Source organism: uncultured Sphingomonas sp., from assembly GCF_934560975.1.
In the GTDB taxonomy this organism is placed as follows: Bacteria; Pseudomonadota; Alphaproteobacteria; order Sphingomonadales; family Sphingomonadaceae; genus Sphingomonas_I.
The window spans coordinates 28,025-40,148 of record NZ_CAKTFO010000002.1; the positions used below are offsets into that span (position 1 = coordinate 28,025).

Annotated in this window: 11 protein-coding genes; 3 read left to right on the forward strand and 8 right to left on the reverse strand. The window is 67.6% G+C overall.

Going from position 1 to position 12,124, the window contains the following annotated elements; translation table 11 throughout:
• Positions 1-7: 7 nt before the first annotated feature.
• The 4 genes from Q0D93_RS02125 to Q0D93_RS02140 form a co-directional block, all read right to left on the reverse strand.
• The gene (locus Q0D93_RS02125; protein WP_294390750.1) at positions 8-1,423 is read right to left on the reverse strand and encodes an MBOAT family protein; all 1,416 of its coding nucleotides are present in this window, start codon (positions 1,421-1,423) and stop codon (positions 8-10) included.
• A gap of 3 nt (positions 1,424-1,426) precedes the next feature.
• Positions 1,427-2,776 (reverse strand): GDSL-type esterase/lipase family protein, encoded by a 1,350-nt coding sequence (locus tag Q0D93_RS02130; RefSeq protein WP_294390752.1) that lies wholly within the window; start codon positions 2,774-2,776, stop codon positions 1,427-1,429.
• The gene (locus Q0D93_RS02135) at positions 2,773-3,735 is read right to left on the reverse strand and encodes a DUF459 domain-containing protein (RefSeq protein ID WP_294390754.1); all 963 of its coding nucleotides are present in this window, start codon (positions 3,733-3,735) and stop codon (positions 2,773-2,775) included. Before Q0D93_RS02135 ends, Q0D93_RS02130 begins: the two co-directional genes overlap by 4 nt.
• Positions 3,736-3,805: 70 nt before the next feature.
• Complete coding sequence (locus tag Q0D93_RS02140; RefSeq protein WP_294390756.1) at positions 3,806-4,711, reverse strand: prephenate dehydratase; 906 nt, start codon at positions 4,709-4,711, stop codon at positions 3,806-3,808.
• Between the two features lie 154 nt (positions 4,712-4,865).
• Between Q0D93_RS02140 and Q0D93_RS02145 the strand changes: the two genes are divergently transcribed.
• Together Q0D93_RS02145 and Q0D93_RS02150 are read left to right on the forward strand one after the other, a co-directional pair.
• Complete coding sequence (locus Q0D93_RS02145; RefSeq protein ID WP_294390757.1) at positions 4,866-5,570, forward strand: cytochrome c family protein; 705 nt, start codon at positions 4,866-4,868, stop codon at positions 5,568-5,570.
• A 132-nt stretch (positions 5,571-5,702) separates the two neighbouring features.
• Positions 5,703-6,383 carry a tRNA (guanine(46)-N(7))-methyltransferase TrmB gene (locus Q0D93_RS02150; RefSeq protein WP_294391216.1) on the forward strand — a complete coding sequence of 227 codons (681 nt, stop codon included), beginning with the start codon at positions 5,703-5,705 and terminating at the stop codon, positions 6,381-6,383.
• Between the two features lie 32 nt (positions 6,384-6,415).
• Here the strand turns inward: Q0D93_RS02150 and Q0D93_RS02155 are convergent, their stop codons facing one another.
• The 3 genes from Q0D93_RS02155 to Q0D93_RS02165 form a co-directional block, all read right to left on the reverse strand.
• A complete protein-coding gene (locus Q0D93_RS02155; protein WP_294391218.1) occupies positions 6,416-7,726 on the reverse strand; it encodes an ATP-binding protein in 1,311 nt (436 codons plus the stop codon).
• 145 nt (positions 7,727-7,871) lie between these two features.
• On the reverse strand, positions 7,872-8,534 hold the full coding sequence (locus tag Q0D93_RS02160) for a response regulator transcription factor (RefSeq protein ID WP_294390759.1): 663 nt from the start codon (positions 8,532-8,534) through the stop codon (positions 7,872-7,874).
• Positions 8,535-8,620: 86 nt separating this feature from the next.
• Positions 8,621-8,932 carry a hypothetical protein gene (locus Q0D93_RS02165; RefSeq protein WP_294390760.1) on the reverse strand — a complete coding sequence of 104 codons (312 nt, stop codon included), beginning with the start codon at positions 8,930-8,932 and terminating at the stop codon, positions 8,621-8,623.
• A gap of 150 nt (positions 8,933-9,082) precedes the next feature.
• Here Q0D93_RS02165 and Q0D93_RS02170 point away from each other — a divergent pair, with 150 nt between their 5' ends.
• Positions 9,083-10,864, forward strand: a complete 1,782-nt coding sequence (locus Q0D93_RS02170) for an ATP-binding cassette domain-containing protein (protein ID WP_294390761.1) — start codon at positions 9,083-9,085, stop codon at positions 10,862-10,864.
• Here Q0D93_RS02170 and Q0D93_RS02175 read toward each other — a convergent pair.
• Positions 10,853-12,055 (reverse strand): MFS transporter, encoded by a 1,203-nt coding sequence (locus Q0D93_RS02175; RefSeq protein WP_294390762.1) that lies wholly within the window; start codon positions 12,053-12,055, stop codon positions 10,853-10,855. The two genes, Q0D93_RS02170 and Q0D93_RS02175, sit on opposite strands and share 12 nt — an antisense overlap.
• Positions 12,056-12,124: the final 69 nt, after the last annotated feature.

A 12,124-nucleotide genomic window follows, 5' to 3' on the forward strand; every position in this document is an offset into this window, starting at 1 on the left:
CCGCTCCTCAGAACTGGTAGTAGATGAAGGGCGCAACCCCTTCAAAGCGCATGGCGTCGATCAGCATGATGGCGATGCCGGCCAGCACGCCCAAGGCCGGCGCCGGCGCCTCCCGTAACACCATGGCGACGCGCTGTCCCAGCTGCGGCGGGGTGAAGTGGATCGCCATGCCGAACAGGATCAGCACGAGCGCGAGCGGCGTCAGCACGGCGCTGTCCATGCCCCCGCCCGCCAGCCCGCCGAGAAAAGCGAGCGCGCCGTCGAAGCTGTCCGAGCGGAAGAAGATCCAGCCGATCACCACGATGTGGAAGGTCATCAGCCAGCCGAGCAGGCGCGGCGCATGCGGCAACCATTCCGGCCGATGGCGATCCCATACACGTTCCAGCGCCAGTACGCCGCCATGCAGACCGCCCCAGATCACGAACGTCCACTTGGCGCCGTGCCAGAAGCCGCCCAGCAGCATGGTCAGCATCAGATTGGCGCATTGCCGCGCAAAGCCCCGCCGATTGCCGCCGAGCGCACCGATATACAGGTAATCGCGCAGCCAGCTGGACAGGCTGATATGCCAGCGCCGCCAGAAATCCTGGAGCGACACCGCCCGATAGGGCTGGTTGAAGTTGAGCGGGAAGCGGTAGCCGAGCAAAGCGGCCAAACCGATCGCCATGTCGCTATAGGCCGAAAAGTCGCAATAGATCTGCACCGCATAGCCATAGGCGGCGGCGATCAGGTCCAGCCGCGAATGGGCGGCGGGATCGAAGAATACCGGATCGACCAGCCCGGTCGACAGCTCCGACGCGATCACCGCTTTCTTGAACAGGCCCCACACGATCAGGACGAGGCCCATCGACGCCATGTCGCGGGTCAGGCGCGGGCTCTGCGCGAATTGCGGCAGCAGGTCGGACCCGCGCACGATCGGCCCCGCCACCAGATGCGGGAAGAAGGACATGAGCAGGGTCACGTCCAGCAGCTTGGCCGGCTCCAGCCGCTCGGCATGGACGTCCGCCAGATAGGACATGCCCTGGAAGGTGAAGAAGGAGATGCCGACCGGCAGCACCACCTCCATCAGCGGCAGGTCGCGCGTAAAGCCCGCCGCGGCCAATATGTCGCCCAACTGCTCCAGGAAGAAGCCGTAATATTTGAAGAAGCCCAGCATCACCAGGTTCAGCACCACGCCGGCTATCAGGATCGCCTTGCGCCGCGCCGGATCCCAATCGGGCGTGGCGACGATCAACCGCGCCGTGCCCCAGTTGAGGAAGGCCGATGCGATCAGCAGGGCGACAAAGCGCCAGTCCCACGCGCCGTAAAAGACCCAGCTTGCCAGCAGCAGCAGGATCTTGCGCCATTCGTTGGAGCGGTTGACGCTCCACACCAGGGTGTAGACGACGAGAAAGAACAGCCCGAAGCTGAGGGTCGGGAACAGCATGTGCTAGCGCCGCGCCGCCGCATCGAGATCGCCCTGTAGCCGCTTGGCCAGTTCATGCCCGCCGGCGCTGGTATAATGGACGTAATCGCCCCGCATCAGCGCCGGGCTGGCATGGACCCATTGGTCGGCCGAGCAGCGCCCGCCCATCGCGCGTTCCCAATCCCAATAGCCGACGTTGAGTTGCGCCGCGACACGGCGCTGCACGTCGCGCACGCCCTGCAGGGCGGCGGGTGGGAACAAGGGCCCACGGCTGGCTCCGCTCTCGCCGGTGGAGGCCGGAGGACGCGGCGCGGCCGGCGCGGCTTCCGCCGGGGCATCGCCCGCCCCTACGGAATTGCGCAGCCGGTCCATGATCGACCCGATCACACTCGGCTGCGGGGCGGATACGGGCGCGGACACCGTGCCGCAATACGCGGCGGGCTGGCCGGCCATGTTGCCGCGCACCGCGTCACGCCGGCTCAGCGCGTCCGGCGCGCCTAGCAGCAGGATCGGCACGTTGCCGGCGATGCGGCGCAGGCGACCGATCTGGGTGCGCAAGGTAACTTCATACTCGAACGTGTTGAAACGCGGGGCGAAGCCCTCGTTGGTGCCGAACGCGACCACGATCAGGTCGGGGCGGTAGGCACGCAGTTCCTCCGTGATGACGGCGTCATCGGTGCGCGCGAAATGCACCAGTTGCGATCCCACCACGCCCAGATTGGACACGGTCACGCCCTTGTCGGAGCGGAACGTGCCCCACGACGTGATCGTCACCGGTCCGCCCTGAACGGTCAGGTCGGCGCCGGTCGTGGGTGCGTCCAGCGACACCGTGCGGCATTCGGGACGGATCGTGACGGACGACAGGTCGAACGTGATGCTGGCCGTTGCCGCGCGCAGCAGCAGGTTGCCCGACCCCGGCCGCGCGATCGCGCACACGGTGAAACGGTCGAACGCCTGATAGGGGTCCGCCTGGACCGACATGGTCGCGCCATCCTGCTGGCTGGTCAGGCTGAACGCGCTGAGACCGAGCGGGGGATTACCCGTGGACCAGTTCGCGCCGAAGTCGGACGCGATCCGCCAGCCAGGCGACATCGCCACCTGCACCCCGCGCGTGATGTAGCCGTCATAGGGCCGGCCGGGAGGCAGCACGCCGCGCCCCCCGCCGCCATAGCGGCCCTGCAGCATTTCCCGCCACGCGCCGGTGATCGCATCGCCCGCGCTGTGGCTGTCGCCGACCTGGAGGATGTGGACCGGCCGGCCGGTGCCCGCCTGCAACCGCGCCAGCTTGTCGAAATAGGGATGCAGCGCCCCCGGCTGGCACAAGGATCCAATGCAGGCGCTGGCGCCCAGGGCCGCGGCGGCGACGATGCTCACGCCCCCTCCCCCTTGGCTGCGGCGGCGGTGGCGCGAATGCGGCCGGCCAGCCCCTTGGTCACGCGGATATAGCCGTTCATCGACATGTGAACGCCGTCCCCTGCCCGGAACAGCTTGGGCGATCCGTCCGCATCGCGATAATAAGCCTGATATTTGCCGTCCGCGTCGGTCGTCAGCGGGCGAATGTCGATATAGGGCACGCCCAGCTGCCCCATCAGCCTCTTGTAGAAGCTGTCCATCGCCTGCGTCTGTCCGTCGAACGCGGGATCGCGCATCACGGGCAGGCCGACCCAATAGACCGCGGCACCATGCCGCCGCAGCATGGTGACGTAGTTGGTCACGCGCTGGCCGATCACCTGCTGCCAATATGTGCTCATCAACGCGCCGCAATGGCCGCCGTCGCACACGCCCTGCGCGTCATTGGCACCGAAGGAGATCACCGCGACATCCACGTCGTCGCCGGCGATCTGCTGCTCGTCATGCTCTTCCAGGTTGAGCCGGCGATAGCGGGTGAAGCCGGTCGACTGCTGCGAATATTTGGTTACGCGAAAGCCGTCCTTGGCGGGCAGCAGCCGGTACAGCGCCGACCAGACACCGTCGCCGAAACTGTCGCCGAACACGCCGACGCGCACCGCGCCACCCTGCCGCACGCTGTCCGCCAGCTGCGCCGAAGGGCGATCAACCGTCGCCGGGGCGTTGGCCGGTTCCGCGACTGTCGCCGTTTCGGCCGGTGTCTCCGGCTCCGGCTTCCGATCGGCAGGGGTTTCGGGGGCCGCCGGCGCCGTGGGCGGAGGGGGGGCTATCGCTGCCGGTGCATCCACGATCGGCGCGGCCTCCGGGCTGGCCATCTGCACCGGCTCCTGCGCCTTGTCCGCGAAGGCATAGCCTATCGCCGTCCCGGCAGCGACGCCGAGGAACAGAACGAGGGTACGGTCGGCTAGGAACTGAACAGGCTTCATCGGTGACCATCGAATTGCAGAGGCAGGATCGGATTGGCAAGGGGCATGGCCGGGCTTTGCGACCAGACGGTCAGCCTCCTCCGCGAGTGCGCGCCTGGGGATAGGTGCCGAGCACGCGCAGCCACTTGGTGTGGAAGCGAAGCTCCTCCAGCGCGCGGCCGAGCGTGGCGTCCTCCGGCCCGCCCTCCACATCGCAATAGAATTGGGTGGCGGCGAAGCTGGCGCCCCGCTGATAGCTTTCCAGCTTGGTCAGGTTGACCCCGTTGGTCGCAAAGCCGCCCAGCGCCTTGTACAAGGCAGCCGGCACGTTGCGCACCTCGAACACGAAGCTGGTCATCAGCCGGTCGCCGGTTGCCGCCCTGGCCTCCCGCGCCAGCATGACGAAGCGGGTGGTGTTGTCGGCGCTGTCCTCCAGCCCTTCGGCCAGCACGGACAGACCGTAGAGGTCGGCGGCCAGGCGCGGCGCGATCGCGGCCAGGTGCGGATCGCCCAACTCCGCCACCACCGCCGCCGCGCCTGCCGTGTCCGCATAAGCGACCGGCCTGATCCCGCGCGCGCGCAGCCAGTGGCGGCACTGCCCCAGCGCCTGGGGATGGCTCATCGCCTCCCGCACCTCCGCCCCGCTTGCCTCTGCTCCGCCCTGGCCCATCAGGCAGTAGCGGATCGGCATGAAATGTTCGGCGGTGATCGACAGGCCGGACTCCGGCAGCAGGAAGTGGATGTCGGCCACCCGGCCATGCAGGCTGTTCTCGATCGGGATCAGCGCCTGCCCGGCCCGGCCCTCCTTCACCGCGTCCAGCGCGTCTTCGAAGCTGAAGCACGGCAAGGGCAGCGCGCCCGCCATCGCCTCCAGCGCGGCGATGTGGCTGTTGCAGCCGGGTGCGCCCTGGAACGCGACGGCGCGCGCGGGGTCTGCGGTGGCGGCTTCGGTCAGCGCGGCGACCAGCGCGCGCGCGGGGGCGGGATAAGTCTCCATGATAGGGCGTGGCGCTTAGTGGCCGATCCGTACTGTCGCAAGCCGTGCAAGGGACACGGTGGATCGTCCGCTTGCGGGCTTGCACAACCCCCTTTAAGAAAATGCATTCCGCGAGTGTCGGCGGGCTTGCAGATCCACAAGGTCAGGAAACGGCATGAACGATCGCGCGAACACCATTGCAGGCTGGGCGCTTGGAGCCGGCATTGCGGCATTGGGTCTGACGATCGTCACCGGAGAATATTTCAGGGCCGAGCGTCCCGAAAAGATGGGCTACACCGTCGAGGGCGTCGAGCAGGAAGCCGGCGAGGCCGCCGCCGAGGAAAAGCCGTTCGCCTTCTACATGTCGCAGGCCGACGCGCAGAAGGGCGCGGACGTGTTCAAGAAGTGCACCGCCTGCCACAATGCCGACCAGGGCGGGCCGAACGCGCTTGGCCCCAATCTGTGGAACGTCGTGGGCGATCCGGTGGCGCAGGGGCGCGGCGGCTTCGCCTTTTCGGATGCCTTGAAGAGCAAGGGCGGCACCTGGACCTTTGGCACGCTGGACCCCTGGCTGAAAAGCCCCAAGGCGTTCGCGCCGGGCACGAAGATGACCTTCGCCGGCCTGTCCAATCCGCAGGACCGCGCCAACGTCATCGCCTACCTCAACCAACAGGGCGACCATCACCTGCCGCTCCCGCCCGCCCCGTCCGCCGGCGCCGACAGCCCGGACAAGGCCGCGGCCGAGGGCAAGGATGCCGCCCAGAAAGCGGCGAACGAACCCGTCCAGACGGAGGCGCAGGCCGCCAAACAGCCCAAGGGCAATGTCGCCGGAGAGGCCGCGCCCGCCACGTCCGGCCGGCAGAAGGATCGCCGCGAATAGCCGACCCGCCTGAACCGGCCTTATCCAGCCGCCAGACCCACCCAGACACCAGCAAGCCGGCGCGTGCCGGTACGAGCAAGCGAGTTCATGTCCGATCCCAACGTAACCGGCCCCGCCACATCCGCCGCCCCCCTGTCCGACCCGACGACGATCCGCCGCCTGTACGGCCGCCGCACCGGCCATAAATTGCGTGCCGGCCAGGCCGCTCTGGTGGAGCAATTGCTGCCGAAGCTGGCGGTGCCGGAGAACAGCCCACTCGACAGCCGGACGCTGTTCGGGGATGACCGGCCGCTGGAACTGGAAATCGGCTTCGGTCGCGGCGAGCATCTCGCGGTACAGGCGGCAGCCCGGCCGGACCATGGCTTTATCGGCTGCGAACCCTTCCTCGACGGTGTCGTCGGCCTGCTGATGCAGATCGAGGAGCGCGGGCTCACCAACGTGCGCATCCACATGGGCGACGCGCTGGACGTGATAGAGCGGCTGCCGGCCGCCAGCCTGTCGCGCGCCTACCTGCTGCACCCCGATCCCTGGCCCAAGGCGCGCCATGCCAAGCGCCGGTTCATGAACAAGGGCCCGATCGACCTGGTGGCCGAGCGGCTGATCCCCGGCTGCGAGTTCCGCTTCGGCACCGACCATCCGGTCTATTGCCGCTGGGCGATGATGGTGATGGGCCAGAACCCGCATTTCGGCTGGCTGGCGGAAACGCCCGCCGACTTCCTCCACCGCCCCGCCGACTGGCCGGAAACCCGCTACGAAGCCAAGGCTCGCCGGCTCGGCCATGAGGTGTGGTACTTCCGCTACCTGCGGGGGTGACGCGGCAAAGGGATCGCGTTGGCGGCTGACGTTCAGTGTGCCGCGGGGAGACGGAGCCGCACCAGCAGGCCGCCCAGATCCTCGCTTTCTTCCAGCTGCACGGTGCCGCCGTAAATCTCCGCCACGTCGCGGACGATCGCCAGGCCCAGCCCGGTGCCGGGCTTGCCCGTGTCCAGGCGTGCGCCGCGACCGAAGATCGACTGGCGCTGTGCCTCCGGGATGCCGCTGCCATCATCCTCGACCACGATCTCCACGAAGCCCTGTTGCGGCGGCTCCACCGTGACGAAGACGCGTCCGCCGCCATATTTCGCGGCATTTTCGACGATGTTGCCGATCAGTTCGTCCAGGTCCTGGCGCTCCACATGCACCCGCACCGCGCGGTCGCCGGTCAGATCGATGGTGGAATCCGGGTAGAGGCGGCTCAAGGCCCGCTCGACCGAATCAAGGCTCGGCCAGACCGGGGCGACGCTCTGCCCCGACGCGCGGCGTCCCACCGCGCGGGCGCGGGCAAGATGGTGATCGACCTGGCGGCGCATGGTGGTCGCTTCGCGGATCACCGTATTGCACAGGTCCGCACTGTCGGCGCTCGCCTCGTTCATGATCACCGTCAGCGGCGTCTTGAGCGCATGGGCAAGATTGCCGGCATGGGTGCGCGCCTCCTCCGCCTGGCGCTCATTGTGAGCGAGCAGGTCGTTCAACTCCTCCACCATCGGGGCGATCTCGACCGGCAGGCGGGTGTCGACGCGTGCCGCCCGGCCGACGCGCACCGCCGCGATCTGCCGCCGGACGGCCCGTAGCGGCCACAGGCCGAAGGTCGCCTGCAAGGCCGACATGATGATGAGGCCCAGTCCGAGAATGGCGAAGGACCGGATCAGCGTCTTGCGCAGCACCCCAATGTAATCGTCCAGCGCCAGGCGATCCTGCGCCACCTGAAACCGCCACATCACCGGCGATCCCGGCAGACGGACGCTGCGTTCCATGATCCGCAGCGGCTGATCCGGAAACTCGTCGCTGTCGTAGATGTGGAGGCCTTCGTCCGGCGGCCCGGTATGTCCCGCCAACGCCCGATCCCACAGCGAGCGCGACCGGAACGGCTCATGTCCGCGACCTGACACCTGATAGTAAAGCCCGGAGCTAGGCTCCAGAAAACGTTGATCTCCCAACGGCCGGGTGAACCGCACCTCCCCGACCGGATCGATCTCGGCCGAGGCGATCATCGCCGACAGCACATATTGCAGCTGCGCGTCGAAATTGCGGGTGATGGCAGTGTTGAGCACGCGATCGAGCGCGATCCCACCGCCCAACAGCAGCAGCAGGATCCACAAAGCGGCGATGCCGAACATGCGGCGGGTCAGCGACCCCGTCGTCTCGCGGGTCTGGCGGGCCGGCGCACTGCCCGCCTCGCCGACCTTGAGCGGCCGTCCGAATATCAGCCGCATCCAGTTGGCCGGGATCTCCAGCCAGCGCGCGCGCGCCGGCACGTCCATCTCAGGCGGGCTCGTCGAGGCTATAGCCCAGGCCACGGATGGTGGTGATCACATCAGCGCCCAGCTTCTTACGGATGCGCGTAACGAACACCTCGATCGTATTGGAATCACGGTCGAAATCCTGATCGTAGATATGCTCGATCAGCTCGGTCCGGCTCACCACCTTGCCCTTGTGGTGCAACAGGTAGCTGAGCAGCTTATACTCCTGCGCGGTCAGCTTCACCGGCTCGCCCGCCTTGGTCACCTTGCCGCTGCGCGTGTCGAGCCGGATGTCGCCCGCCAGCAACTCGGACGAACTGTTGCCCGATGCGCGGCGGATCAGCGCGCGCAGTCGGGCGATCAGCTCCTCGGTCTGAAACGGCTTGGCCAGATAATCGTCCGCGCCCGCATCCAAGCCGGCCACCTTGTCGGACCAGCTGTCGCGCGCGGTCAGCACCAGCACGGGCATGGTCTTGCCCTCCTTGCGCCAGCGGTCGAGCACGGTCAGCCCGTCCACCTCCGGCAGGCCCAGATCGAGCACCACGGCATCGTAATTCTCGGTGGAGCCGAGATAATGCCCGTCCTCGCCATCGGTGGCGAGGTCGATGGCGTAGCCCGCCCCTTCCAGCGTCGCCCGCAATTGGCGGCCGAGATTGGGTTCGTCCTCGACGATCAGCACGCGCATCCTAAACTATCTCCGTTCCGCTCAACGATGGACCCCGATGATGGATCATCGTAGCGCACCGCGAATATGAACGTTCCGGCCGCGCTTCAATATCCCGAGCGACCGACCACCTGCCCGGTGCGGCCGTCCACGTCGACAAAGATCACCGATCCGCCGCGCATGAACTTGAGCCGGTACACGCCCGAACCGGGATCGAAATCGGGCCCGAGATAGTCCGCCCCGCGCATGGACGGCACGATCCGGCTTTCGATCTGGCGCAGCGGCATGATCTGACCGGCCCGGCGCGCGGCGAAGGCCTCGTCCTGGTCACGGCGACGCCAGTCGCCACGATCGGCGTCGGCCGAACAAGCGGCGCCCACGGCCACAAGAGCGACGGCGGCGGTCAGGAAATGCTTCATGGTCATCCTTATGCTTGCCTACCGGGACCGCATTGAACAGGCAGTGAATGCTTTCGACGCGGGGCGATAACGGCAATCCCACCGTCCTGTTGCACGCCGGCAACGCGGCAGGTGCTTGGCAGGACGGCTTTGTGCGCCTAGCTCGCCCCCATGGCAGCACCCATTCTCGCGTTTGAAGACCTCGGCATCGTGCAGGGCAGCGGCTGGCTGTTCCGGCATATCGACCTGCACATGATGCCGCGCGACCGGCTGGCCCTGATCGGCCGCAACGGCGCCGGCAAGACCACCATGCTGAAACTGCTGGCCGGGCGGATCGACGCGGATGAAGGCCGCCGCACCGTGGTGCCGGGCACCCGCGTCGTGCTGCTGGAGCAGGATCCGGACATGACCGGCCACGCCACCCTGCATGACTGGGCCCTGAGCGGCACCGATACCCCCACGCCCTATGAGGTGGAGGCGATCGCCAGCCAGCTCGGCATCGACCTGATGCGCGACGCGCAGACCGCCAGCGGGGGCGAGCGCCGCCGCGCCGCGATCGCGCGGGCCCTGGCGCAGGACCCGGACGTGCTGTTTCTGGACGAGCCGACCAACCATCTCGACCTCGCCGCGATCGACTGGCTGGAGGATTGGCTCAGCCGCTTCCGTGGGGCGTTCGTGGTCATCAGCCACGACCGGACCTTCCTGACCAAGCTGACCAAGAGCACGTTGTGGCTGGATCGCGGGGCGATGCGCCGGGCGGAGATCGGCTTCGGCGGGTTCGAGGCCTGGACCGAGCAGGTTCATGCCGAGGAGGCGCGCAATGCCGAACGGCTCGACGCCAAGCTGAAGATCGAGGAGCATTGGCTGCAGCGCGGCGTCACCGCCCGGCGCGCGCGCAACGAAGGGCGCAAGGCCAAGCTGATGGAGATGCGGGCCGCGCGCGCCAACATGATCGGGCCGCAGGGCGCGGCCAAGCTGGTCACCGCCAGCAACGACAGCAAGACCAAGGTGGTGATCGACGCGGAAGGCGTGACCAAGCATTATGGCGACCGCGCCATCATCCGCGACTTCACCTTTCGCGTGACGCGAGGCGACCGCATCGGCGTGGTCGGCGCGAACGGCGCGGGCAAGACCACCTTGCTCAAGCTGCTGACTGGGGAGATCGCGCCGGACGAAGGCACGGTCAGGCTCGCCAAGACATTGGACGGCGTGATCATCGACCAGCAGCGCAAGCTGATGTCGCCGGAAAAGCGCATCCGCGACGTGCTGGCCGATGGCGGCGACTGGATCGAGGTGCTGGGCGTCAAGAAGCACATTGCCGGCTACCTCAAGGAGTTCCTGTTCGACCCCAACATGGTGGATGCGCGGGTCGGCACCTTGTCGGGCGGCGAACGTTCGCGCCTGCTGCTCGCCCGCGAATTCGCGCGCCATTCCAACCTGCTGGTGCTGGACGAGCCGACCAACGATCTGGACCTGGAAACGCTGGACCTGCTGCAGGAAGTCATCTCAGACTATGACGGCACGGTCCTGATCGTCAGCCACGACCGCGACTTCCTGGATCGCACGGTAACGGTGACGCTCGGTCTCGACGGTTCGGGCAAGGTGGACATCGTCGCCGGTGGCTATGCCGACTGGGTGCGGCAGCGCGGCGTCCGTCCCGAGTTGAAGGCGGCACCCACACCCAAGGCGGAGCCGGTCGCCGCCAAACAGGCCCGCACCAAGCTCAGCTACAAGGACCAGCGCGACCTAGACATGCTGCCGGGCGAGATCGAGAAGATCGAGGCATCGATCGTCCGGGACGAGGCATTGCTGGCCGATCCCGAACTCTATGCGCGCGACCCGGCCCGCTTCAACGGGCTGATGACCGGGCTGGAAACCGCGCGCCGCCGCAAGGAGGAAGCCGAACTGCGCTGGCTGGAACTAGCGGAAATGGCCGAAACGCTAACCGGCTGACGGCGCGCGTGCGGGGCGGGAGGTGGCGTAGGAAATCGCCCAGATCACCAAGCCGCCCAGCGCCAGCGCGCAGCCGACCAGCCCGGTGGAGGTCCAGCCATAGCCGGCCGAGATCGCCAATCCGCCCAGCAACGGGCCCAGCGCGTTGGCGGTGTTGAAGGCCGAATGGTTGAGCGCCGCCGCCAGCGCCTGCGCCTCGCCAGCAACGTCCATCAGCCTGGTCTGGATGACAGTGCCGATCGCGCCGCCGATCCCGATCGCGAACACGTCGATGCCGACCATCCAGACATTGTGCGCGGCCAGCGGGTAGAGCGCCAGCGCCGCCGCCGACCAGATCAGCAGAACGCCGATGCTGGGCATCATCGCGCGATCGGCGAAGCGCGGCACGATGATGTTGCCGCACGTCAGGCCCAAACCGAACACGCCGAACATCAGAGGGATGTCGCCCGCCCCCATTCCCGTTACCTCCAGCAACGTGCTGGCGAAATAGGTATAGACCGCGAACAGCCCGCCAAAGCCGATCGCACCCATGCCGAGCGCCAGCCAGACCTGCCCCTTTTCCAAGGCGCTGAGTTCGCGGAGAGGGCTGGCCCCCTCCGGCACCTCGCTCCGTGGCGCCAGCAGCATCACCAGAGCCACGGTGGTCAGCGCAAGGGCGGACACGATCACGAAGCCCCAGCGCCACCCCGCCGCCTGCCCCAACCACCCCGCCAGCGGCACCCCGATCACGGTGGAGACAGCGAGGCCCAGCATGACCCGGCCCACCGCTGCCGTGCGCCGCTCCGGCGGCACCAGGGAGGCCGCAACCAAGGCCGCAATCCCGAAATAGGCGCCGTGCGGCAGCCCGCTCAGGAATCGGAACACCAGCATCCAGCCGAAGGTCGGGGCCAGCGCCGACAGGCCGTTGCCGATCGCGAACATCGCCATCAGCACGATCAGCAGCGTGCGATGCGCGATCTTGGCGGCGAGCACGGCGATCAGTGGCGCGCCGACTACCACCCCCAGCGCGTACACGCTGATCACGTGCCCGGCGGTCGGCTCGCTGATATGCAGGTCGCGGGCGAAGAAGGGCAGCAGGCTCATGGTCGCGAATTCGGTCGTTCCAATCGCGAACCCGCCCATGGCGAGCGCGAAGTGGACCATCGCCGGGTGTGGCTTGGCAGCGTGGGATCGGACGGGCGCGTGGCTCATGCATCCTACTTCGGTGCAGTGCAGCAGAACGTCAACCGAGACGCTGTTTGGCCCGAACTAACGAAAAGT